Source organism: Streptomyces sennicomposti, from assembly GCF_019890635.1.
Lineage (GTDB): Bacteria > Actinomycetota > Actinomycetes > Streptomycetales > Streptomycetaceae > Streptomyces > Streptomyces sennicomposti.
Map to the genome: position 1 here is coordinate 120,360 of NZ_JAIOAB010000006.1, position 24,734 is coordinate 145,093.

General features: G+C 72.9%; 16 protein-coding genes and 1 tRNA gene. 11 read left to right on the plus strand and 6 right to left on the minus strand.

Annotated features, from left to right (window positions below):
* Window positions 1-231 precede the first annotated feature (231 nt).
* Window positions 232-1,365 carry an ADP-ribosylglycohydrolase family protein gene (locus K7787_RS05895; protein ID WP_223000683.1) on the minus strand — a complete coding sequence of 378 codons (1,134 nt, stop codon included), beginning with the start codon at window positions 1,363-1,365 and terminating at the stop codon, window positions 232-234.
* Complete coding sequence (locus K7787_RS05900) at window positions 1,362-2,504, minus strand: ADP-ribosylglycohydrolase family protein (protein ID WP_223000684.1); 1,143 nt, start codon at window positions 2,502-2,504, stop codon at window positions 1,362-1,364. The genes K7787_RS05895 and K7787_RS05900 overlap by 4 nt, the downstream gene beginning before the upstream one ends.
* A 282-nt stretch (window positions 2,505-2,786) precedes the next feature.
* Between K7787_RS05900 and K7787_RS05905 the strand changes: the two genes are divergently transcribed.
* The 4 genes from K7787_RS05905 (at window position 2,787) to K7787_RS05920 (ending at window position 11,086) form a co-directional block, all read left to right on the plus strand.
* On the plus strand, window positions 2,787-3,518 hold the full coding sequence (locus K7787_RS05905; protein ID WP_223000685.1) for a VIT1/CCC1 transporter family protein: 732 nt from the start codon (window positions 2,787-2,789) through the stop codon (window positions 3,516-3,518).
* Window positions 3,519-3,997: 479 nt separating this feature from the next.
* A complete protein-coding gene (gene gltB / locus K7787_RS05910; RefSeq protein ID WP_223000730.1) occupies window positions 3,998-8,509 on the plus strand; it encodes a glutamate synthase large subunit in 4,512 nt (1,503 codons plus the stop codon).
* Window positions 8,502-9,965: a glutamate synthase subunit beta gene (locus K7787_RS05915; protein WP_164388884.1), complete on the plus strand. Its 1,464-nt coding sequence runs from the start codon at window positions 8,502-8,504 to the stop codon at window positions 9,963-9,965. Before gltB ends, K7787_RS05915 begins: the two co-directional genes overlap by 8 nt.
* 395 nt (window positions 9,966-10,360) lie before the next feature.
* A complete protein-coding gene (locus K7787_RS05920) occupies window positions 10,361-11,086 on the plus strand; it encodes a vWA domain-containing protein (RefSeq protein ID WP_223000686.1) in 726 nt (241 codons plus the stop codon).
* A 93-nt stretch (window positions 11,087-11,179) separates the two neighbouring features.
* Here K7787_RS05920 and K7787_RS05925 read toward each other — a convergent pair whose 3' ends face one another.
* Window positions 11,180-12,103 carry a hypothetical protein gene (locus K7787_RS05925; RefSeq protein ID WP_009188049.1) on the minus strand — a complete coding sequence of 308 codons (924 nt, stop codon included), beginning with the start codon at window positions 12,101-12,103 and terminating at the stop codon, window positions 11,180-11,182.
* 104 nt (window positions 12,104-12,207) lie between these two features.
* Here K7787_RS05925 and K7787_RS05930 point away from each other — a divergent pair, with 104 nt between their 5' ends.
* Entirely contained in the window at window positions 12,208-12,558 is a 351-nt protein-coding gene (locus K7787_RS05930; protein WP_019984346.1) for a chorismate mutase, read from the plus strand.
* A gap of 313 nt (window positions 12,559-12,871) precedes the next feature.
* The gene (pepN, locus tag K7787_RS05935) at window positions 12,872-15,418 is read left to right on the plus strand and encodes an aminopeptidase N (protein WP_223000687.1); all 2,547 of its coding nucleotides are present in this window, start codon (window positions 12,872-12,874) and stop codon (window positions 15,416-15,418) included.
* A gap of 257 nt (window positions 15,419-15,675) precedes the next feature.
* Here pepN and K7787_RS05940 read toward each other — a convergent pair whose 3' ends face one another.
* Window positions 15,676-16,227, minus strand: a complete 552-nt coding sequence (locus K7787_RS05940; RefSeq protein ID WP_078624973.1) for a GNAT family N-acetyltransferase — start codon at window positions 16,225-16,227, stop codon at window positions 15,676-15,678.
* Window positions 16,228-16,383: 156 nt separating this feature from the next.
* Here K7787_RS05940 and K7787_RS05945 point away from each other — a divergent pair, with 156 nt between their 5' ends.
* Window positions 16,384-17,769 (plus strand): pyridoxal phosphate-dependent decarboxylase family protein, encoded by a 1,386-nt coding sequence (locus tag K7787_RS05945; protein ID WP_223000688.1) that lies wholly within the window; start codon window positions 16,384-16,386, stop codon window positions 17,767-17,769.
* Entirely contained in the window at window positions 17,766-19,343 is a 1,578-nt protein-coding gene (locus K7787_RS05950) for a lysine N(6)-hydroxylase/L-ornithine N(5)-oxygenase family protein (protein WP_247720574.1), read from the plus strand. The genes K7787_RS05945 and K7787_RS05950 overlap by 4 nt, the downstream gene beginning before the upstream one ends.
* Window positions 19,344-19,421: 78 nt before the next feature.
* Here K7787_RS05950 and K7787_RS05955 read toward each other — a convergent pair whose 3' ends face one another.
* Window positions 19,422-21,242, minus strand: coding sequence for a bifunctional metallophosphatase/5'-nucleotidase (locus K7787_RS05955; protein ID WP_223000689.1), 1,821 nt, complete (start codon window positions 21,240-21,242; stop codon window positions 19,422-19,424).
* A 151-nt stretch (window positions 21,243-21,393) separates the two neighbouring features.
* Between K7787_RS05955 and K7787_RS05960 the strand changes: the two genes are divergently transcribed.
* Both K7787_RS05960 and pyk read left to right on the plus strand, forming a co-directional pair.
* Window positions 21,394-22,122 carry an SIMPL domain-containing protein gene (locus tag K7787_RS05960; protein WP_169436652.1) on the plus strand — a complete coding sequence of 243 codons (729 nt, stop codon included), beginning with the start codon at window positions 21,394-21,396 and terminating at the stop codon, window positions 22,120-22,122.
* Between the two features lie 161 nt (window positions 22,123-22,283).
* Window positions 22,284-23,720: a pyruvate kinase gene (gene pyk, locus K7787_RS05965; RefSeq protein WP_223000690.1), complete on the plus strand. Its 1,437-nt coding sequence runs from the start codon at window positions 22,284-22,286 to the stop codon at window positions 23,718-23,720.
* A gap of 102 nt (window positions 23,721-23,822) precedes the next feature.
* Here the strand turns inward: pyk and K7787_RS05970 are convergent.
* A tRNA-Leu gene (locus K7787_RS05970) sits at window positions 23,823-23,895 on the minus strand.
* Between the two features lie 107 nt (window positions 23,896-24,002).
* Here K7787_RS05970 and K7787_RS05975 point away from each other — a divergent pair.
* Complete coding sequence (locus K7787_RS05975; protein WP_043260683.1) at window positions 24,003-24,677, plus strand: ANTAR domain-containing response regulator; 675 nt, start codon at window positions 24,003-24,005, stop codon at window positions 24,675-24,677.
* Window positions 24,678-24,734: the final 57 nt, after the last annotated feature.

Genomic DNA, 24,734 nt, shown 5'->3' on the forward strand with positions numbered 1-24,734 from the left:
CCGCACGGCCCGGCACCCGACGCACCGTCACCGCGCATCCCCGCCTCGGCCGGACCGGCGCCGCGCACCCCGGCCCCGGCCGGACCGTCCCCGGACGGACCGGCCCCGTGTGCAGCAGCCCCGCGCGGGCCGCCCCCGGACGGAACGGTGCCGCGCGTGCTGGCCGCGGGCGGCTCCGTAGCGCTGTCGACCCCCCGGTCTTCTTCTCCCTTTTCAGTGGTCATGCCCGAATCATCCTCCCGGTGGGGCGGGTCGCGCGGCTTCCAGGAGTCCGGCGAGTTCCACCAGGTCGGTACCGGTGAGCCGGGGGAGTACGCAGCCGGACAGGGTGCGGCAGGCCTCCCGCCAGGAGGCCGGGACCGCCTCGCCGCCGCCCAGCGCGCCGGTCAGCGCGCCCGCCAGGGCCGGGGCGGAGTCGGCGAGGCGGGACAGGCAGGCCGCGGCGGGCAGCGCGTGGGCGATCCGGCCGCCCGCGGCGACGGCCAGGGCGAGGGCGACCGGGACGGTCTCGGCGGCGGCCACCCCGTAGCTGTAGACGTGGTCGACGATCTGGTGCTCCAGCAGCGGCACCAGCGCGAACGCGCTCTCGCTCTCGCCCTCGCCGGCGAGGGCGAGGGCGAGGGCGTGCCGGGCGTTGCGGCCGATCTCCGTCTGCGCGGGCAGCTCGGCCAGCGCGGCGGTGACGCAGTGCTCGACCTCGGCCCCGGTCAGGGCCAGCGCGAGCGCCGCCGCCATCGCCCGGGCGCCGTGCACGCCGTCGCCGTCCTGGGTGTAGCGGGCGTCGAACTCGGCGAGTTCGGCGGCGCGGCGCGGATCGCCCGGGTGGGCGACGGCCAGGGCGCAGGCCCGTACGCAGGCCGCGTCGTCGAAGTAGTGGGGGTTGTCGTGGCCGGTGGCGGGCGGGCGCAGCCCGGTGGCGAGGTTGCCGAGACCGGCCCGCACGGAGATGCGGGCGCGCAGCGGCAGCACCGCGGACTCGATCTCGGGCGCGCGGTCGGCCGCCGCCGCGACCTCGGCGGCCACCGTGTTCCAGGTGAGGTCGATCGCGGCCCGTACCCGGCGGTCCCGGCTGAGGTCGCCGAGCGCGTCGTCGTCGCCGGCCCGCAGCACGGCCTCGGCCGCGAACGCCGCCCACTCGGCGTCGTCGGAGGGGCCGAGGCGCAGCGGCCCGGGGGGCTGGTTGAGGGCGGTGGGGACGGGCAGGGTGGTGGTCGCGTTCTGCTCGGCGAAGGTGTCCAGCTCGCGGGTGAGGCGGCGGGTCCACTCGGGCATCCGCGCGGCCCGGTGCCGGGCGGCGGGCCAGCCGGCGGCGTCCCCGGCGGCGAGGCCCAGCAGCAGTCCCTCGATCCGCCGCGGCCCGCTCACGCGCCCGCCTCGCCCTCGTCGGCGGCGTCGGCGGTGAGGACGTAGTCGGCGGGGGCGTCGGACCGTACGCCACCGGGTCCGGGCCGTGCGACGTCGGCGCGCGCGTCGGCGACGGGCCGTACGACCTCCACGCGGGGTTCCCCCGCCGCGCGGCGTTCGGTCTCCGCCGCGGTCAGCAGCAGGTCCGCCACGTCCAGTACGTGCCGGCCGGCCATCGAGGGCAGGCAGCTGCCGCGGGCCGGGCCGATGGCGGCCGCCCATTCCTCGGGGACGGCGGCCACGCCCCGCGTCGCACCGGCCAGCGCGCCCGCTACGGCGGCCGTGGTGTCGGCGTCGCGGCCCATGTTGACCGCGGTGAGGACGGCGGCGCGGAAGTCGCCGTCGGCGGCGGCGTAGGCGCCGAACGCCAGGGCGACCGCCTCCGGGGCGAGGTCGGCCCAGGGGTAGCCGCCGATGACGACGGCGGAGCGCACCGCGCGTTCGCCGCGGCGGGCGGCGGCCGTGGCCCGGCGCAGGGTGCGGGCGGTCCAGGAGTCGTCGGGGACGACGGCGAGCGCGGCGGCGACGACCGCGACCGGCGCGGCGCCCGCCATGGCCGCCGCGACCCCGGCGGCCACCGCCCGCCCGCCGTGGATGCCCTCGCCCTCGTGGCTGACCGAGCCGTCGATGGCGACCAGGCGGGCCGCCTCGGCGGGGCGTCCGGCGGCGAACACCCCGAAGGGCGCCGCCCGCATGGCCAGGCCGTCGCTCCAGGCGTGCCGGTGCTGGGCGGAGACGGGGGCGGCAAGTCCCCGGCGGAGGTTCTCCAGGGTGCCGCGCTCGCTGAAGCCGGCGCCGCGGAAGGGGCCCTCGGCGCGGTCGGCGATGTGCTCGTGCCAGGCGGCCTCGACATGGGCGGGGGTGAGGGCGGAGCCGTGCCGGGCGAGCAGCAGGCCGGAGAAGAGGGCGTACTCGGTGTCGTCGGTGCCGGCCGGGCGCTCGGCGACGTAGCCGGTGATGCGGCCCCAGCGGGCGCGGATCTCGGAGGGCTTCAGGTTCTCGGCGGGCGCCCCGAGGGCGTCCCCGACGGCGAGGCCGAGCAGCGCGCCGCGCGCCCGGTCGCGGAGGCGGGCCGCGGGGACGCCGGCGCTCGATGCCATCGCGGGCTCTCCTCTCCGGGGCGCCGGCGGGCGGGCGCGGAACCCTTGGCGGAGCCCCTTGCGGAAGGTGTCCCCGGTGCGGCGGCCGACGCAGCCTCGCGGCCCCCAGCATCACCCGTACGACATCTGTGCGCATACCGTCTCGGATGAGCATCGCCCGGCAAAAGCGCAGGTTAGACGAGCCTTTCCTTGCTGGCGGGCGGGGAATCGCGGGCGTAGATTGAGTGTTGTCGAAAAGTAGAACCAGTCCAAAAGCCTTGCCTAAGCACTCTGGGGGAACCTGTGGCCATCCTCGACACCGAAGCGCCGCTCCACGAGGCGCACCGCGACAACCACACGCACCGCGATGTGAACGGCGGCTGGCTGCGCCCGGCGGTCTTCGGCGCGATGGACGGCCTGGTCTCCAACCTCGCCCTGATGACCGGCGTCGCGGGCGGCGCGGTCAGCCAGCACACCATCGTCCTGACCGGACTCGCCGGCCTCGCCGCCGGCGCCTTCTCCATGGCCGCCGGCGAGTACACCTCCGTCGCCTCCCAGCGCGAGCTGGTCGAGGCCGAGCTGGCCGTCGAGCGGCGCGAGCTGCGCAAGCACCCGCAGGACGAGGAGGCCGAGCTGGCCGCACTGTACGCGGCGCGGGGCGTGGAGCCCGACCTGGCCCGCGAGGTCGCCCGGCAGCTGTCCAAGGATCCCGAGCAGGCCCTGGAGATACACGCCCGCGAGGAACTGGGCGTCGACCCGGGCGACCTGCCCTCCCCGCTGGTGGCCGCCGTCTCGTCGTTCGGCTCGTTCGCGCTCGGCGCCCTGCTGCCGGTGCTGCCCTATCTGCTCGGCGCCACCGTGCTGTGGCCGGCCGTGCTGCTCGCCCTGATCGGGCTGTTCGCCTGCGGCGCGGTGGTGGCCAAGGTGACCGCGCGCACCTGGTGGTACAGCGGTTTGCGCCAGCTTGTCCTGGGTGGTGCCGCCGCCGGTGTGACGTACGCCCTCGGTAGCCTGTTCGGAACGGCCGTAGGATGAGCCGACTGGTACCTATGCGTCGGACCGTATAAGTACCCGTTACCGGCTGGTTTCGACTGACGTGCCACCGGGCATGAGCCGTAAGCGCTGCGGGCAATGACGCCTGCCGCGCACCCTCGCGGAGGCGGGCGACCACGCCGCCCACCCCGCCCCCGGGCCTCGACCGACCCCGATCCGACCGATCTCGTCGTCGCCGGCCCGCCCCCTGAAACCAGCGCCGCCGGAAGCGGAACCCCCGCCGCCGACCCCCCTTCGGTGTCCGCATGTTGGAACGGAGTATCCGGTTCCCGAGAACCGTTCCATCATGTAACCTGCACGAAATTTCGCACTTACGCAGAGGGCCAACGTCGTCCCTCGGCACCAGCACATGCCAGATGACGACGACGGGAGAGCCGATGCGTACGCCGCGCCAGCCGTCCCAGCACTCCGAGAACGGCCAGAACTGGTCGTTCATGGATGCTCGCCCTGCTGCGCAGGGTATGTACGACCCCCGCAACGAGCACGACGCCTGCGGCGTCGGCTTCGTGGCCACCCTCACCGGCGAGGCGAGCCACGCGCTGGTCGAGCAGGCGCTCACCGTGCTGCGCAACCTCGAGCACCGCGGCGCCACCGGCTCCGAGCCCGACTCCGGCGACGGCGCGGGCATCCTCTCCCAGGTGCCCGACGCGTTCCTGCGCGAGGTGGCCGGATTCGAACTGCCCGCCGCCGGCGGCTACGCGGTCGGCATCGCCTTCCTGCCCGGGGAGGGCACCGAGGACGCGGTCTCGCGCATCGAGACGATCGCCGCCGAGGAGAACCTCACGGTCCTCGGCTGGCGCGAGGTCCCGGTCGCCCCCGAACTGCTCGGCGCCACCGCCCGCTCCACCATGCCGGTCTTCCGCCAGCTGTTCGTCACCGACGGCGCGAGCGAGGGCATCGCCCTGGACCGCAGGGCGTTCGTGCTGCGCAAGCGCGCCGAGCGCGAGGCGGGCGTCTACTTCCCCTCGCTGTCGGCCCGCACCCTCGTCTACAAGGGCATGCTCACCACCGGCCAGCTGGAGCCGTTCTTCCCGGACCTGTCCGACCGCCGCTTCGCCTCGGCCATCGCGCTCGTCCACTCCCGCTTCTCCACCAACACCTTCCCGAGCTGGCCGCTCGCCCACCCCTACCGGTTCGTCGCCCACAACGGCGAGATCAACACCGTCAAGGGCAACCGCAACTGGATGGTGGCCCGCGAGTCGCAGCTCGCCTCCGAGCTGTTCGGCGGCAAGGACAAGCTGGAGCGGATCTTCCCGATCTGCACCCCCGACGCCTCCGACTCCGCCTCCTTCGACGAGGTCCTGGAACTGCTCCACCTCGGCGGCCGCTCGCTGCCCCACTCGGTGCTGATGATGATCCCGGAGGCCTGGGAGAACCACGCCTCCATGGACCCGGCCCGGCGCGCCTTCTACCAGTTCCACTCCACGATGATGGAGCCCTGGGACGGCCCCGCCTGCGTCACCTTCACCGACGGCACCCAGGTCGGCGCCGTCCTCGACCGCAACGGCCTGCGCCCCGGCCGCTACTGGGTCACCGACGACGGCCTCGTCGTCCTCGGCTCCGAGGTCGGCGTCCTCGACATCGACCCCGCCAGGGTCGTCCGCAAGGGCCGCCTCCAGCCCGGCCGCATGTTCCTCGTGGACACCGCCGAGCACCGCATCATCGAGGACGACGAGATCAAGGCGCAGCTCGCCGCCGAGCAGCCCTACGCCGACTGGCTGGAAGCCGGCGAGATCGAGCTGTCCGACCTGCCCGAGCGCGAGCACATCGTCCACACCCACGCCTCGGTCACCCGCCGCCAGCAGACCTTCGGCTACACCGAGGAAGAGCTGCGCGTCATCCTCGCCCCGATGGCCAAGGCCGGCGCCGAGCCCATCGGCTCCATGGGCACCGACTCGCCCATCGCCGCCCTCTCCGAGCGCCCGCGCCTGCTCTTCGACTACTTCACCCAGCTCTTCGCGCAGGTCACCAACCCGCCGCTGGACGCCATCCGCGAGGAACTGGTCACCTCGCTGCGCAGCTCGCTCGGCCCGCAGGGCAACCTGCTGGAGCCCACCGCGGCCTCCTGTCGCAGCGTCCTCCTGCCCTTCCCGGTGATCGACAACGACGAGCTGGCCAAGCTCATCCACATCAACGCCGACGGCGACATGCCCGGCTTCAAGGCCGCCACCCTCTCCGGCCTCTACCGGGTCTCCGGCGGCGGCGAGGCGCTGGCCGCCCGCATCGAGGAGATCTGCGCGGAGGCCGACGCCGCCATCGGCAACGGCGCCCGCCTGATCGTCCTGTCCGACCGGCACTCCGACGCCGAGCACGCGCCGATCCCGTCGCTGCTGCTCACCGCGGCCGTCCACCACCACCTCATCCGCACCAAGAAGCGCACCCACGTGGGCCTGCTGGTCGAGGCCGGCGACGTCCGCGAGGTCCACCACGTCGCCCTGCTCATCGGCTACGGCGCCGCCGCCGTCAACCCGTACCTCGCGATGGAGTCCGTCGAGGACCTGGTCCGCGCCGGCACCTTCCTGCCCGGCATCGAGTCCGAGCAGGCCATCCGCAACCTGATCTACGCCCTCGGCAAGGGCGTCCTGAAGGTCATGTCCAAGATGGGCATCTCCACCGTCGCCTCCTACCGCGGCGCCCAGGTCTTCGAGGCCGTCGGCCTGGACGAGTCCTTCGTGGAGAAGTACTTCAACGGCACCGCCACCAAGATCGGCGGCGTCGGCATCGACGTCATCGCCAAGGAGGTCGCCGCCCGCCACGCCAAGGCCTACCCCGCCTCCGGCATCGCCCCCGCGCACCGCGCCCTCGACATCGGCGGCGAGTACCAGTGGCGCCGCGAGGGCGAACCGCACCTGTTCGACCCGGAGACGGTCTTCCGCCTCCAGCACTCCACGCGCTCCGGCCGCTACGACATCTTCAAGAAGTACACCTCCCGGGTGAACGAGCAGTCCGAGCGCCTGATGACGCTGCGCGGCCTGTTCGGCTTCAAGTCCGACCGCGCGCCGATCTCCGTCGACGAGGTCGAGCCGGTCTCCGAGATCGTCAAGCGCTTCTCCACCGGCGCCATGTCGTACGGCTCCATCTCCAAGGAGGCGCACGAGACCCTCGCCATCGCCATGAACCAGCTCGGCGGCAAGTCGAACACCGGCGAGGGCGGCGAGGACCCGGACCGCCTGTACGACCCGGCGCGCCGCTCGGCGATCAAGCAGGTCGCCTCCGGCCGCTTCGGCGTCACCAGCGAGTACCTGGTCAACGCCGACGACATCCAGATCAAGATGGCCCAGGGCGCCAAGCCCGGCGAGGGCGGCCAGCTGCCCGGCCACAAGGTGTACCCGTGGGTGGCCAGGACCCGGCACTCCACGCCGGGCGTGGGGCTCATCTCCCCGCCGCCGCACCACGACATCTACTCCATCGAGGACCTGGCCCAGCTGATCCACGACCTCAAGAACGCCAACCCGGCCGCCCGCATCCACGTGAAGCTGGTCTCCGAGGTCGGCGTCGGCACGGTCGCGGCCGGCGTGTCCAAGGCCCACGCGGACGTCGTGCTCATCTCCGGTCACGACGGCGGCACCGGCGCCTCCCCGCTCACCTCCCTCAAGCACGCGGGCGGCCCCTGGGAGCTGGGCCTCGCCGAGACCCAGCAGACCCTGCTGCTCAACGGCCTGCGCGACCGCATCGTCGTGCAGACCGACGGCCAGCTGAAGACCGGCCGCGACGTGGTCATCGCCGCGCTGCTCGGCGCCGAGGAGTTCGGCTTCGCCACCGCCCCGCTCGTCGTGTCCGGCTGCGTCATGATGCGCGTGTGCCACCTGGACACCTGCCCGGTCGGCATCGCCACCCAGAACCCGGTGCTGCGCGAGCGCTACGCCGGCAAGGCCGAGCACGTCGTCAACTTCTTCACCTTCATCGCCGAAGAGGTCCGCGAGATCCTCGCCGAGCTGGGCTTCCGCTCCATCGAGGAGGCCGTCGGCCACGCCGAGGCCCTCGACGTGACCCGCGCGGTCGACCACTGGAAGGCGCAGGGCCTGGACCTGGAACCGCTGTTCCACGTCCCCGACCTGCCCGAGGGCGCGGTGCGCCACCGCATCGTCGCCCAGGACCACGGCCTGGAGAAGGCCCTCGACAACGAGCTGATCAAGCTCGCCGCCGACGCCCTGAACGCCGACTCCGCCACCGACGCCCAGCCGGTGCGCGCCCAGGTCGCCATCCGCAACATCAACCGCACGGTCGGCACCATGCTCGGCCACGAGGTGACGAAGAAGTTCGGCGGCGCGGGCCTGCCCGACGACACCATCGACATCACCTTCACCGGCTCGGCCGGCCAGTCCTTCGGCGCGTTCGTGCCGCGCGGCGTCACGCTGCGCCTGGAGGGCGACGCCAACGACTACGTCGGCAAGGGCCTGTCCGGCGGCCGGATCGTCGTCCGCCCGGACCGCGGCGCCGACCACCTCGCCGAGTACTCCACCATCGCCGGCAACACCATCGCCTACGGCGCCACCGGCGGCGAGCTGTTCCTGCGCGGCCGCACCGGCGAACGCTTCTGCGTCCGCAACTCCGGCGCCACGGTCGTCTCCGAGGGCGTGGGCGACCACGGCTGCGAGTACATGACCGGAGGCCGCGCCGTCGTCCTCGGCGAGACCGGACGCAACTTCGCGGCCGGCATGTCCGGCGGCATCGCCTACGTCATCGACCTGGACCGCGACAACGTCAACTCCGGCAACCTCGGCGCGATCGAGGCGCTGGACGAGACGGACAAGCAGTGGCTGCACGAGGTGGTGCGCCGCCACCAGGAGGAGACCGGCTCCACCGTCGCGCAGAAGCTGCTCGCCGACTGGGACGCCGCCGCCGAGCGCTTCAGCAAGATCATCCCCAGCACATACAAGGCAGTGCTCGCCGCCAAGGACGCCGCCGAGCGAGCCGGTCTCTCCGAGACCGAGATCACCGAGAAGATGATGGAGGCGGCGATCAATGGCTGACCCGAAGGGCTTCCTCAACCACGGCCGCGAGGTCGCCAAGACCCGCCCCGTCACCGAGCGCGTCAAGGACTGGAACGAGGTCTACGTCCCCGGCTCGCTGCTGCCGATCATCAGCAAGCAGGCCAGCCGGTGCATGGACTGCGGCATCCCGTTCTGCCACAACGGCTGTCCGCTCGGCAACCTCATCCCCGAGTGGAACGACTACGCCTACCGCGAGGACTGGGCCGCCGCCTCCGAGCGCCTGCACGCCACCAACAACTTCCCGGAGTTCACCGGGCGGCTGTGCCCCGCCCCGTGCGAGTCGGCGTGCGTGCTCGGCATCAACCAGCAGCCGGTCACCATCAAGAACGTCGAGGTCTCGATCATCGACAAGGCGTGGGAGACCGGCGACGTCGCCCCGCAGATCCCCGAGCGGCTGTCCGGCAAGACCGTCGCCGTCATCGGCTCGGGCCCCGCGGGCCTGGCCGCCGCCCAGCAGCTCACCCGGGCCGGCCACACCGTCGCCGTCTACGAGCGCGCCGACCGCATCGGCGGCCTGCTGCGCTACGGCATCCCCGAGTTCAAGATGGAGAAGCGGCACATCAACCGCCGCATCGAGCAGATGCGCGCGGAGGGCACCCGCTTCCGCACCGGCGTCGAGGTCGGCCGCGACATCTCGGCCACCGACCTGAAGAAGCGCTACGACGCCGTCGTCATCGCCGCCGGCGCCACCACCGCCCGCGACCTGCCGGTGCCCGGCCGCGAACTCAAGGGCGTCTACCAGGCCATGGAGTACCTGCCGCTGGCCAACAAGGTCCAGGAGGGCGACTACGTCAGCCCGCCGATCTCCGCCGAGGGCAAGCACGTCGTCGTCATCGGCGGCGGCGACACCGGCGCCGACTGCGTGGGCACCGCCCACCGCCAGGGCGCGGCCTCGGTGACCCAGCTGGAGATCATGCCCCGGCCGGGCGAGGAGCGGAACCCGCTCTCCCAGCCGTGGCCGACCTTCCCCATGCTCTACAAGGTCACCTCCGCGCACGAGGAGGGCGGCGAGCGGGTCTACTCCGTCTCCACCACCCACTTCGAGGGCGACGCCGACGGCAACGTCCAGTGGCTGCACCTGACCGAGGTCGAGTTCGTCGACGGCAAGCTCACCCCGAAGCCGGGCACCGAGCGCAAGATCCCCGCCCAGCTCGTCACCCTCGCCATGGGCTTCACCGGCACCGACCGCGTCAACGGCCTGGTCGAGCAGTTCGGCCTGGAACTCGACGAACGCGGTAACATCGCCCGCGACGCCGACTTCCAGACCAACGTGCCCGGCGTGTTCGTCGCCGGCGACGCCGGCCGCGGCCAGTCGCTCATCGTGTGGGCGATCGCCGAGGGCCGCTCCGCCGCCCGCGGCGCCGACCGCTACCTCACGGGCGCCAGCGACCTGCCGGCCCCGATCCGCCCGACGGACCGCGCGCTGATGGTCTGACGGCGACACAACACGTCCCGTACAACGACGTACGGGCGGGCCGGCCCGAGGGGTTCCCCCTCGGCCGACCCGCCGGCGCCTGCCCACCGTCCCCGACCGGACCCCGGGCAGGCGCCGACGCATGTCCGGGGTCCGGCCGGGGAGACGAGGGCGGGTCTGTCCAGGGCCCTTCGCGTCGATGACGCCCAACCCCCTTCGGGCGAAGGCGAGTTCGGGGAGCGCGGTTCCGGTACGGTGTGTCCCTCGTCCCGATCAGCGGCGCCCGGCACGCACCGGCGGCGACCGCGCGCCCTGCCTCGACGTCACGCCCGTTCGCGCTGCCGTCACGACAGGACGGCGCGCGGCACATCGCCGCCGAGCCGGTCCGCCGCGCACACCGCGCCGAAGGAGTCCGAGTGGCGGCGATCAGCCTGAGCAAGGTGGCCTCGACCGCGCCCGCGCTGGTCAGCCTCTACAAGAGCGCGGGCGCCTCGCTCGCCGAGCACGGCCTGGCCGGGCAGCGGGCCGCCGTCTACCTCGTGGTCGATCACTCCGGCTCGATGCGGCCGTACTTCAGGAACGGCAGCGTGCAGGCGCTCGCCGACCGGGTGCTGGGCCTGGCGGCGCACCTGGACGACGACGGCCAGGTGCCGGTGGTCTTCTTCTCCACGGACGTCGACGCCGTCACCGAGATCGCCCTCGACGACCACCAGGGCCGTGTCGAACGGATCGCGGCCGGACTCGGCCACATGGGCCGGACCAACTACCACCTCGCCATGGACGCCGTCATCGACCACTACCTCGACAGCCGCGCGACGGACCCGGCCCTCGTCGTCTTCCAGACGGACGGCGCCCCGACGAGCAGGCCCGCCGCGGAACGCTACCTCTGCAAGGCCGCGAAGCTGCCGCTGTTCTGGCAGTTCATCGGCTTCGGCAACCCGCGCAGCCGCCAGTTCGACTTCCTGCGCAGGCTCGACGAACTGGACGTGCCCGGCAAGCGGGTGGTGGACAACGCCGGCTTCTTCCCCGCCGGCCCCGACCCGCGCCGGATGTCCGACGCCGAGCTGTACGACCGGCTCCTGGGCGAGTTCCCGCAGTGGCTGGCGGCCGCGCGGGAACGGGGGATCGTCGGACCGGCCTGAGACCTGCGCGTCCCTCCGGACCTCCGCGCGTCCCCCTGCGTCCCTGTGCGAGCCCGCGTGTCCCTTCGTGTGCCCGTGTGTCCTTCCGCGCCGCTACGTGTCGCACTCCAGCACCGTCCGGCACAGCCCGCACCGCGCCCTGACCCGGCCCCGGACCGGCACCCTGATCCGCTGGTGGCAGGTCGGGCACGGGAACGACACCCGCAGCGGCTCCGGGCCGCCGGAGGTGAACGAGTACGGGGCCGTCGGCGACGGAGTCCACTCGGCCCCGTGACCGTGGTCCTGGGCGTGACCGTGGTCCTGGGCGTGGCGGCGGTCGCGGGCGTAGCGGCGGCGGCCCGACCAGCCGGCCGCCGTCAGCGGCGGCTGCCGCGCGTCCCGGCGGGCGCGGTTCATCCCCTCGACGTACGCCTCGTAGCCCTGCGGGCTGGTGAACCAGGTCGACGGGTCCTCGCCGAAGACCAGCGCCCGCTTGGCCACCACGTACCCGAACTCCTCCGGGGTGAGATAGCCGAGCTTCTGCGAGGAGACGCCGTCCTGCCGGAACGCGTCCAGCAGCAGCCAGCCCGCCCCCAGGTACGCCGCCGCCGTGTCGGTGAGGATCTCGTTGTCCCGGGTGCCGGGGAAGGACAGGTCCAGACGGTGCAGGTAGACGTGCGTCACCTCGTGCGCGAGGGCCGCGCCGATGTCCCGGCGGTGGGTGCGGAAGCGGTCGTTCAGCTCGACGAAGTACTCCGGGCCCGCCGTCAGCTCCACGTTCGCCGCGTGCCGCATCTCCCGGAAGCCGACGATCAGCCGGGCGTCCGGCAGCCCGTAGTGCCGCACCAGCTCCCGCGCCACCCGCTGCGCGCCGAGGTGCAGGTCGTCGGTGTCGCAGAACGCCACGTCGACCGGGGCCACACTGGTCGCGAACGTTCGGACGGTGACGTACGACAGCCGTCGGTAGAGCGCCGTGATCGCGGCGCGCACCGTCTCCAGATGCGGATAGCCGCGCTCGACCGGCCCGTCGTCCGCCACGTCCACACCCCCTCGGACGGCCTGAACTCCTTTCCACCATAGGCGGAGGCCGGGCGTGATCGTGCGCGCCGGCCGCCTGGCGGAGCCCCGTAGAGTTGCCCACCATGACCACCAGCAACACCGGTACCGGTGACGTCGACCCCGCCGTCCGCGCGGAACTGTCCCGGCTGCGCGACAGCATCGACAACATCGACGCGGCCGTCGTCCACATGCTCGCCGAGCGGTTCAAGGCCACCCAGCAGGTCGGGCACCTCAAGGCCGCCCACCAGCTGCCGCCCGCCGACCCCGCCCGCGAGGCCCGCCAGATCGCCCGCCTGCGCGGCCTCGCCGAGGACGCCAAGCTGGACCCGGCGTTCGCGGAGAAGTTCCTGAACTTCATCATCGCCGAGGTGATCAGGCACCACGAGCGGATCGCGGAGGGCCCGGCGGCCGCGGACTCGCCCGCGGCGGGCTGAGCGGGCGTCCTCCGGCCGCCCGGCCCGGCGCCGGGACCGTCTCCGGGGCCCGGCCCGTCTCCGGGAGCCCGGCCCGTCTCCGGCGGCCCGGCCCGGTCTCCGGACGCCCGGCGCACAGCGCCCACCAGGCCGCCGCGCCCGCTGGCCCCGCCCCGGCGCCCACGCGCCGCTCCCGCGCCGCACACGGCGGCGCGGTCGGCGCGGTCGGCGGTCCGCGTGGAGTGCGGCGGGGGCGTCCGGCGCGCGGGGCGGCCGCCGGTCGTCCGGTCCGGCTCCGGAACCCCCTCGTGCCCCGCCGGGGGCATCAGGCAGCATGGCGTCCATGTCCGTACTGACGCGCGACGAAGCGCAGACCCGTGCCCAGCTCCTCGACGTCCACCGCTACACCGTCGACCTCGACCTGACCGTCGGGGACGACACCTTCGACTCCCGTACCGTCATCCGGTTCACCGTACGCACCGGCACCGGCACCGGCACCGGCACGGGCCAGGACACGGCGGGCGCGGGGGCCACGGCGGACACCTTCGTCGAGCTGAAGCCCGCCGAGCTGCGCTCCGCCACCCTCGACGGACAGCCCCTCGACCCCGCCGCCCTCGACGGCAACCGGCTGCCCCTGACGCACCTCGCCCCCGGCGAGCACGAACTGCGCGTCGACGCCCGCATGCGCTACTCCCGCACCGGCGAGGGCATGCACCGCTTCACCGACCCCGCCGACGGCGAGACCTACGTCTACACCCAGCTCTTCCTGGACGACGTCCAGCGCGTCTTCGCCGCCTTCGACCAGCCCGACCTCAAGGCCGTCTTCGACCTCACCGTCAAGGCCCCCGAGGAGTGGACCGTCCTCGCCAACGGTGTCACCGAGCACACCGGCGACGGCGTCTGGACGGCCGCCACCACCCCCCGCATCTCCACCTACCTCGTCGCCGTCGCCGCCGGCCCCTGGCACTCCGTGCGCACCGAGCACCGCGGCCTGCCCTTCGGCATCCACTGCCGCCGCTCGCTCGCCCCCCACCTCGACGCCGACGCCGACGAGATCCTCGACCTCACCCGCGCCTGCTTCGACCGCTACCACGAGAAGTTCGCCGAGCCCTACCCCTTCGACTCCTACGACCAGGCCTTCGTCCCCGAGTTCAACGCCGGCGCCATGGAGAACCCCGGACTGGTCACCTTCCGCGACGAGTTCGTCTACCGCTCCGCCGTCACCGACACCGAACGCCAGACGCGGGCCGTCGTCATCGCCCACGAGATGGCCCACATGTGGTTCGGCGACCTCGTCACCCTCAAGTGGTGGGACGACATCTGGCTCAACGAGTCCTTCGCCGAGTACATGGGCTACCAGATCACCGCCGAAGCCACCCGCTTCACCGGCGCCTGGACCGAGTTCGGCGTCTCCCGCAAGGCCTGGGGCTACGACGCCGACCAGCGCCCCTCCACCCACCCCGTCGCCCCCGAGGCCGTCGACGACACCGCCGCCGCCCTCCTCAACTTCGACGGCATCTCCTACGCCAAGGGCGCCTCCGCCCTGCGCCAGCTCGTCGCCTGGCTCGGCGAGAAGGACTTCCTCGCCGGCATCAACACCCACTTCGAGCGCTACCGGTTCGGCAACGCCGCCCTCGCCGACTTCATCGACTCCCTCGCCTCCGCCACCGACCGCGACGTACCCGCCTGGGCCGAGGCCTGGCTGCGCACCACCGGCGTCGACACCCTCACCGCCGCCACCGACGCCCGCCCCGGCCAGTGGACCTGCGCCCTCGACCGCGCCGGCGCCCGCCCGCACCGCGTCACCGTCGGCGTCTACGACCGCGACCTCTCCGACGGCCGCACCCTCACCCTGCGCGAGCGCTACGACATCGACGTCCCCGAGGGCGGCACCCCCGAACCCCGGCCCGGCATCCGCCCCGCCCTGGTCGTGCCCAACGACCTCGACCTCACCTACGCCAAGATCCGCCTGGACGAGACCTCCCTGGACACCGCCCTGCGCGGACTGTCCGGCATCCCCGACGCGCTCACCCGCGCCGTCGTCTGGAACAGCCTGCGCGACATGGTCCGCGACGGCGACCTCGCCCCCGCCGACTACCTGGCGACCGCCGCCGCCCACCTGCCCGAGGAGACCGACCTCGCCCTCGTGCAAGGCGTTCTCGCCTTCGCCGGCGCGCAGATCGCCGACCGGTACCTGCACCCCGACGACCGCCCCGCCGCGCTCACCACGCTCACCGCCCTCGCCCGCGACCTGCTGCGCCGCACCGAGGACGGCGACAACCCCGGCCTGCGGCTCATCGCCGTACGCCAGTTCGTGGACGCCGCCGCCCACCCCGACACCATCGCCGCCTGGCTCGCCGACGGCATGGTCCCCGGCGGGCCCGAACTCGACCCCGAACTGCGCTGGCGCGTCCTCGCCCGGCTCGCCGTCCTCGGCGCCACCGACGAAGCCGCCATCGCCGCCGAACTGGAACGCGACCCGTCCGCCGGCGGCCAGGAGGGCGCCGCCCGCTGCCGCGCCGCCCTGCCCGACCCGGAGGCCAAACGCGCCGCCTGGGCGGCCATGTTCGCCGGCGACGACCTGTCCAACTACCTGTTCACCGCGACCGCGCAGGGCTTCTGGCAGCCCGAACAGGCCGAGCTGGTACGGGAGTACGTGCCGCGCTACTACGAGGACGTGCTCGCCGTCGCCGCCCGCCGCGGTCCCGCCATCGCCCGCGCCGCCGGCCGCTTCGCCTTCCCCGCCCACGCCGTCGACGCCGCGCACCTCGCCCTCGGCGAGGCCTGCCTGCGCGACGGCGACCCGGTCCCGGCCCTGCGCCGCACCCTGGTCGACCAACTCGACGACCTGGCGCGGGCGCTGCGGGTGCGGGAGGCGTAACCGGCGCGGTCCGGGGGCTGGTTCGGCGTACGGCCGGTGGGGGCCGCGCGGGAGCGGGAGCCCGGCAGGGGCCAGTGGGGCGTTCGCGGGCAGGGGGGCCGGGAGGCCTGGGGCCGGGCGGCCCGCCGCCCTACCCGCGCCGCCTCGCCCCGCCGCCCTACCCGCGCCGCCTCGCCCCGCCGCCCTACCCGCGCCGCCTCGCCCCGCCGCCCTACCCGCGCCGCCTCGCCCCGCCGCCCCACCCGCGCCGCCTCGCCTCACCCCCGTGGGGCGACCCGCAACTCCGCCCGCCGCAGCGACGGTTCGCGCGGGCCCGTGCGGCGGTTGCCGACCTGTGCGGTCGGCGCCGTGGCCTCCTCCAGTGTGAAACCGAGCCGTTCGGCGAACCGTTCACCCGGCCGCCAGCCGGACGGCACGGTCGCCGTCACCCGCGTCACCCCCTCCGCGCGCGCCAGCAGCGCCTCGGCCACCGCCCGGCCCAGCCCCCGGCCCCGCGCCCAAGGGGCCAGCAGGAACAGCCCCACCGCCACCGAGCCCGGCTCCGGATGGTCGCGCACCACGTCCACCAGGCCCGTCACCACCCCGTCCCGCTCCACCACCCACAGCGACTTGGCGTCCGGGTCCACGCCCTCGGGCAGCGAGTAGAACAGGCTCTGCACATCGCCCGGCCCCGACGGCAGCCCCGTCGCTGCCACGAACCAGTCCTCGCACTCCTCGAACAGCGTCAGCAACGGCCCCTCGTCCCGCTCACCGGGCGCACGCACCACCACCCGCTCACCGGGCACATCGATCAGCACAGCGTCATCCATCCACCCGACGCTAGCCGCATCCCCTCCGCGGTCCCAACACCTCTCACCCGCAAGGAAGTACCCCCTTTCGGGTCGCGATCACCGGGCTTCCCGGGCGCGTCGGACCGCGGGCCGCCAAGCTGGAGATCCCTGCCCCCGCGCCCCGGAGGACAGCCCATGAGCACTCCGCCCCCGCCCGACCCGCGGGCCCTCGCCTCCGGCTCCGAAGGCCCCGGCGCCCTGCGGCCGTTGCTCGACACCGTGCTCGGCGCCCTCGACACCGGACGGCGCGCCCGCGGCGGACCCCTGCCCGCGGGCGGCCCCGAAGCCGTCGCCGCCCGGCTGCGCGACGCCCTCGGCGACGTCCTGCCCGAACACGGCGACCCCGAGGCCCTGCGCGTCCTCGTCCACGCCCTCGCCGAAGGCGCCGCCGACCCCGCCGACCCGCTGTGCACCGCCCATCTGCACTGCCCGCCGCTCGCCGTGGCCGCCGCCGCCGACCTCGCCGCCACCGTGCTCAACCCGTCCCTCGACTCCTGGGACCAGGCCCCCGCCGCCTCCGAACTCGAAGCCCTCGTCACCCGCGAACTCGCCCACCTCGCCGGCCTCGCCGACGCCGTCGTCACCACCGGCGGCACCGAGTCCAACCACCTCGCCCTGCTGCTGGCCCGCGAGTCCCACGGCGGCGGCATCCGCCTCGTCCACGGCGCCAACGCCCACCACTCCCTGCCCCGCGCCGCCTGGCTGCTCGGCCTGCCCGAACCCGTCGTCGTCCCCGCCCCCGCCGGCACCATCGACCTCGCCGCCCTGCACCGCGCCCTCACCGACGTCGGCGGCCCCCGCGGCTCCCTCCTCGTCGCCGCCACCGCCGGCACCACCGACGCCGGCCTCATCGACCCCCTGCCCGAGATCGCCGGACTGTGCGCCGCCCACGGCGCCCGACTGCACATCGACGCCGCCCACGGCGGCGGCCTCCTGTTCAGCGACCGCCACCGCGACCGGCTCACCGGCCTCGAAGCCGCCCACACCGTCACCCTCGACCTGCACAAACTCGGCTGGCAGCCGATCGCCGCCGGACTCCTCGCCGTCCGCCGCCCCCGCGACCTCGACGTCCTCCACCAGCACGCCGACTACCTCAACGCCGACGACGACACCGAAGCCGGCCTCCCCGACCTCCTCGGCCGCTCCCTGCGCACCACCCGCCGCCCCGACATCCTCAAGACCGCCGTCACCCTCAAGACCCTCGGCCGCCGCGGCCTCGGCGCCCTCGTCGACCAAGTCTGCGCACGCGCACGCGAGTTCGCCGACCTGATCCACGCGCACCCCGGCTTCGAGCTGTACGACCGGCCCGTCATCAGCACGGTCCTGTTCCGGCCCGAGGGCGCTACCGACGACGCCGTCGCCGCCGTACGCCGCGGGCTGCTCACCGACGGCCGCGCCGTCCTCGGCCGCGCCCGCCTGGACGACCGGCTCTGGCTCAAGGCCACCCTCCTCAACCCCGACACCCGGCCCGACGACCTGGCCGCCCTGCTGAAACTGGTGGAAGGAACCACCCACGGATGAACCACCCCGACCCGAGCCGCCCCGACCGCCCCCACTCCGGTCACCCCGGCCACCCCGACCGCCCCGCCCCCGACCGCCCGGCCCCCGGTCTCGTCGGGCGCCCCCGCCCGAGCCACCCCCGCGAGGACCGCCCCCGCACCGACCGCCCGCCCCGGCACACCCCCGCCGCCCCCCGCGACCTGGTCGGCATCGGCATCGGCCCCTTCAACCTCTCCCTGGCCGCCCTCGCCCACCCCCTCACCGGCCTGTCCACCGCCTTCTACGAACAACGCCCCCGCTTCCACTGGCACCCCGGCCTGCTCATCGACGGCGCCCGCGTCCAAGTCCCCTTCCTCGCCGACCTCGTCAGCCTCGCCGACCCCACCAGCAACTGGTCCTTCCTCAACTACCTCCGCGCCCACGACCGGCTCTACCCCTTCTACTTCGCCGAACGCCTCCACCTCCAGCGCGCCGAGTACGACGCCTACTGCCGCTGGGTCTGCGACCAGCTCCCCGCACTCCACTTCGGCCACCAGGTCGACGCCGTCCGCTGGCACCCCGGACACCGCCTCTTCGAAGTCGACTTCACCCAGCTCGACGCCGACGGCGAAGCCGAGGCCCTCGGCCGCACCCACACCCGCCACGTCGTCCTCGGCATCGGCACCGAACCCCACGTCCCCGCCCCCCTGCGCCCCCTCCTCACCACCCCCGGCACACCCGGCGCCGCCCCCGTCGTCCACGCCGCCGACTACCTCGACCACCGCGACACCCTCCTCGCCGCCGGCCACATCACCGTCGTCGGCTCCGGACAGTCCGGCGCCGAGATCTTCCTCGACCTGCTCCGCCACCGCCCCGCCAGCCGGGAACGCCTCACCTGGATCGGCCGCACCGAGGCCTTCGCCCCCATGGAGTACTCCAAACTCGGCCTGGAACACTTCACCCCCGACTACACCCGCTACTTCCACGCCCTGCCCGAACCCGTCCGCGACCGCCTCGTCCCCGCCCAGTGGCAGCTCCACAAGGCCATCGACGCCGACACCCTCGCCGCCATCCACGACGAGCTGTACCGGCGCACCCTGCACGGCGGCTGGCCCGACACCGTCCTCACCCCCGGCGTCCGCGTCCACGCCGCCGAGCGCCGCCCCCCGCACTCGATCGAACTCCACCTCGAACACACCCAGCAGGGCATCCGCACCCGCCTCGCCACCGACGCCGTCGTCCTCGCCACCGGCCACCGCCGCCGCCCCCTCAGCCCGCTCCTGGACGGCCTCGCCCCCCACCTGCGCCACGACAGCCGCGGCCGGCCCCGCGTCGACGAGCGCTACCGACTCGTCCTCGACCCCGCCGTCGCCGCAGCCGGCTGCCACGTCCACGTCCAGAACGCGGAACTGCACACCCACGGCGTCGGCACCCCCGACCTCGGCCTCGCCGCCTGGCGCAGCGCCACCATCCTCAACACCGTCACCGGCAAGGACACCTACCCGCTGCCCGACCGCACCGCCTTCACCACCTTCGGCCTGCGCGAACAGCAGCGGCCCCAGAACCCGCGAACCCGCCGGCACAGGGCGCTCACCCCGCTGGCGGACGGAATCTGAGGCCGCCCCGCACACCCGCCACAGGACCCGGCGCGGCCGCGACACACCCGCGCCGCCGCCGGGACCCGTACCGCCTGCCTAGAACACCGGCGTACCGTCCCGCGTCAGCCGCCAGTCCACCGAGGCGAACTCCTTCGGGTCCAGCACACCCTTCGCCGTCACCCACTCCGCGATCCGCGTCCGGATCTCCGTCGACTCCGACCACAGCTCCTTGGCCGACGCCACGAACGGGAACGCACCGCCGCCGTTGGCCCGGTAGTTGTTCACCGCCAGCACGAACTGCTGCGCGTCGTCCAGCGCCGCACCGCCGAACGCCAGGTTCTTGATCCGCGAACCGGCCGGCTGCGCGATGTCGATGTCGTACGTCAGCCCCGACACGTAGTCGTAGTTGTAGTCCGGGCGGTTGTTGGCGTTCGTCAGCTTCTCCACGTCCACGGCCGCGCCCGCCGCCGTCTGCACGAAGTACTCCGCCGAGTACTCCAGGTACGCCCGCACCTGCGCACCCGTCATCAACTTCGCGACCAGCGTGTTGTCGTACACGTACAGGCTCGACAGATCCCGGATCGTCACATCGCCGGCGGAGATCTGCGACGTCCGCGAGAACGGCGACGCCTGCGCGATCACCGGCAGCGCGGCGTACTCGGTGCCGGCCAGCGCCGCCTTCACCACGTCCTCCTGCACCTTGGTGATCAGGTCGATGATCGGCGCGTCCTTGTAGCGGGCGTCCACCGTCGTCAGGGTCTCGGTCGCCTGGCCGACGACCTGGTTGACGTACTGGACGACCTTCGCGTGCTCGTCCTTCAGCAGCCGGGTGATCCGCGGGTCGTCCGCGACCGTACGGGAGTCGCGCAGCGAGGCCGCGACCGACTCCACATGCCAGCGCCCCTTGTCGAACACCAGGTCGATGTCGAAGACCGACAGCCGCTCCGCGTAACACAGCGGCTCCGACAGCACGACCGTCCTGCCCGACTTCTCGTTGACGACCTTCAGCTCCGGGATCTCCAGATGCGCGTGACCCACCAGAATCGCGTCGATCCCCGGCACCTGCCGCGCCACGTTCGCCGCCGCGTCCTCCACATACGGCAACTGGTCACCGTAGGAGGAAGTGCCCGACGTACCCGAGTGCGCCGACACGATCACCACGTCCGCACCCATCGAACGCAGCTTCGGCACCCACTTCGCCGCCTGCTCCTCCAGCCCAGGGAACGTCAACTTCCCCTGCACATACGCCTTGTCCCAGATCGCGATACCCGGGTTCGTCAGCCCCAGCACCGCCACCTTCACCGGCGGACCACCGTGCACCTGGAACTTCTTGATGAAATACGGCGCGAACGCCGGCCGCTGCGTCTTCGCGTCCAGCGCGTTCGCCCCCAGCAACGGGAAGTCGCACTGCTGCTCGAACTTGCGCAGCGTCTCGATGCCGTAGTTGAACTCGTGGTTGCCCAGCGCCGCCGCGTCGTACCCGATCGCGTTCATCGCCTGCGCCATCGGATGCACCGGACCGCCCTTGGCGGTGATCGGGTCCACCTTCGCGTAGTAGTACGTCAGCGGAGTGCCCTGGATCGTGTCACCCGCGTCCAGCAGCAGCGTGTTCTCCCGCCCCCGCTCCCGCCGCAGCTCGTTCACCAGCGTCGAGATCCGCGCCAGACCCTGCGCGTTGCCCGCCGCGTCCGCGTACTCCGCGTCCTTGAAATAGTCCCAGTTGAAGACATGACCGTGCAGGTCGGTCGTGCCGAGCACGGTCAGCGCGTACCGCTTCGGGTGCTTGCCCGGATGGTGCGCCGCCCCCTTCGCCGACTCGGCCGCCTGCGCCGCCGGAGCCGCCGCAGCACCCGTCAGCGCCACCCCCGCCCCGGTCACGGCCGACTTCTTCAGGAACTTCCGGCGGTTCAACGCCATGTCTGGTTCTCCTCGGGAAAGATCAACGACGCGCGTAGATGGACGCGCGTAGATTCTGACCGGGCCATGCCGACGCGCAACACCCCCCACAGGTTGCGATCTGATGACCAGCCACCCCCGGAAACCCGCCACCGGTGACACAGTGGGACGTATGACCCTTCACCCGCAAGAGCGAACCGAACCCACCGGCCCCGCCCTGCCCTACGGCACCGCCGACGCCCCCCGCATCGCCGTACGCGGCGAGGCCCACCTCGAAGTCGACCCCGAGATCGCCCGCATCGGCATCACCGTCAGCGCCCGCGGCAAGGACCGCCGCTCCGCCCTCGACGACCTCACCCGCCGCAACAACGCCGTCCTCGACCTCGTCAAGTCCTACGGCCAGGCCGTCGAACGCATCGAGACCGGCGCCCTGTCCATCACCCCCGAACTCACCCGCCACGGCCGCGGCGAACGCATCCGCACCTACCACGGCGCCGTCCGCCTCACCGCCCACCTCACCGACTTCACCGCCCTCGGCGAACTCACCACCCGACTGGCCGACCTCGACCTCACCCGGGTGGACGGCCCCTGGTGGGAACTGCGCCCCGACTCGCCCACCCGCCGCCACGCCCGCCAGCAGGCCGTACGCGAAGCCGTCCAGCGCGCCAGGGAGTACGCCGAAGCACTCGGCACCACCCTCGACGCCCTCGTCGAGATCGCCGACATCGGCGCCGAAGGCCCCCAGCCCCTCCCGCCCGCCCCCGGCATGCGCATGCGCTCCATGGCCGGCTACGGCGCCGCCGCACCCGACGAGGCGCCCCCGCTCGACCTCGAACCCGAACGGCAGCACGTGTACGCGCAACTCAACGCGCGATTCACCATGAAACCGCCCAAACTGTAATCACGTCAGAACCGCCCCGACGTCACGGAAGGAGGCCCGCAACACCCGCACGAGTGCCCTCCCGCACACCCCGTCGATTGTCAACACCCCTTCACTCAAAGGACGTTGGACAGTCACCTCACACCAAATCGCTACCCACCGGTAAGGCCTAGGCTCACACCATGCGCCGAGCAAAGATCGTCTGCACCCTGGGGCCCGCCACCGACACCTACGACCGGATCAAGGCCCTCGTCGACGCCGGAATGGACGTCGCCCGCCTCAACCTCAGCCACGGCACCCACGCCGAGCACGAGGAGCGCTACCGGCACGTACGCCGCGCCGCCGACGAGACCGGCCGCAGCGTCGGCATCCTCGCCGACCTTCAGGGCCCCAAGATCCGCCTCGACCGCTTCCACGAAGGCCCCGTCCTCCTCGAACGCGGCGACATTTTCACCATCACCGTCGAAGAAGGCGTCCAGGGCGACCGCCACATCTGCGGCACCACCTACGCCGGCCTCGCCGACGACGTCACCCCCGGCGACCGCATCCTCGTCGACGACGGCAAGGTCGTCCTCGAAGTCACCGGCATCGACGGCCCCCGCGTCCGCACCAGGGTCAGGGAGGGCGGCATGGTCTCCGACCACAAGGGCCTCAACCTCCCCGCCGTCGCCGTCTCCGTCCCCGCCCTCTCCAAGAAGGACGAGGACGACCTCCGCTGGGCCCTGCACACCGGCTTCGACGTCATCGCCCTGTCCTTCGTCCGCGGCGCACGCGACATCCTCGACGTCCACCGCATCATGGACGACGAGGGCCGCCGCCTCCCCGTCATCGCCAAGATCGAGAAACCCCAGGCCGTCGAAGCCGTCGAGGACATCGTCGCCGCCTTCGACGGCATCATGATCGCCCGCGGCGACCTCGGCGTCGAAATGCCCCTCGAACAGGTCCCCATCGTCCAAAAGCGCGCCGTCAAACTCGCCAAGCGCAACGCCAAACCGGTGATCGTCGCCACCCAGATGCTCGACTCCATGATCGACAACGCCCGCCCCACCCGCGCCGAGGCCAGCGACGTCGCCAACGCGGTCATCGACGGCGCCGACGCCGTGATGCTCTCCGGTGAGACCAGCATCGGCAACCACCCCGTCGAGACCGTCCGCACCATGGCGAAGATCGTCGCCGCGGCCGAGGAGACCCTCCTCGCGGGCGGCCTGCCCCCGCTCACCGAACGCGGCAAACCCCGCACCCAGGGCGGCGCGGTCGCCCGCGCCGCCGCCGAGATCGGCGACTTCCTCGGCGCGAAGTTCCTCGTCGCCTTCACCCAGTCCGGCGACACCGCCCGCCGCCTCTCCCGCTACCGCTCGCCCATCCCGCTCCTGGCCTTCACCCCCGAACCGGCCACCCGCTCCCAGCTGAGCATGACCTGGGGCGTCGAGACGTTCCTCGGCCCCGAGGTGGACTCCACCGACGCGATGGTCGACCAGGTCGACGAACTCCTGCTGCGCTACGGCCGCTGCGAGAAGGGCGACGCGGTAGTGATCACAGCAGGCTCCCCACCCGGAGTCCCGGGCTCCACGAACCTGGTCCGAGTCCACCACATCGGCGAGGACGACAGCCCGCGGTAGGCGGCGCGCGGGGGAGTGATCGCGTCGGTGCGCGAGAAGAAGCGGATGTTCACGACAACGTGGACATCCGCTTCAGGTGTGACCTTGGGAACTATGGAAAAGTACCCCGGGTCGGATTCGAACCGACGCTGGATGGTGTTTGAGACCATTGCCTCTACCGCTGGGCTACCGGGGCGCCCTTCGAAACGAAGATCGACGGTCACCCGCCGTGCCCCCACCTTACCGCAGCTAGGTAGGCTCTTGGGAGCAGTATCTGCCTCCCCCGGAACAAGGAGCGCCCCCGTGACCGCCGAGTCGCCCCAGCCCCTGGACGTGTCCGAAGACGACAAGTCGCATGTGCCTCCGTTGACGACCCGTGTCGTCATCGCGGAGGACGAGGCGCTGATCCGGCTGGATCTCAAAGAGATGCTGGAGGAGGAGGGGTACTCCGTCGTCGGTGAGGCCGGGGACGGTGAGCGGGCGGTGGAGCTGGCGCGTGAGCACCGCCCGGATCTGGTGATCCTGGATGTGAAGATGCCGAAGCTCGACGGCATCTCCGCGGCGGAGAAGATCGCCGAGGAGAGCATCGCGCCGGTGCTGATGCTGACCGCGTTCTCGCAGCGTGACCTGGTGGAGCGGGCGCGGGACGCGGGTGCGATGGCGTATCTGGTGAAGCCGTTCAGCAAGAGCGACGTGGTGCCGGCGATCGAGATGGCCGTCTCGCGGTTCACGGAGCTGAAGGAGCTGGAGAAGGAGGTCGCGGACCTCACCCAGCGGCTGGAGACGCGCAAGCTGGTGGACCGGGCGAAGTCGGTGCTGCAGACGGAGTACGGGCTGTCGGAGCCGGCGGCGTTCCGCTGGATCCAGAAGACGTCGATGGACCGCCGTATGTCGATGCAGCAGGTGGCGGAGGCGGTCATCCAGGACAGCGAGGAGAAGAAGGCGGCCAAGGGCGCGAAGTCGGAGAAGTCCGAGTAGGAGTCCCGTGGGCCTGCCTCACACGTGTGCCGACGAGGCCCGCACCCCCGGGCGGGG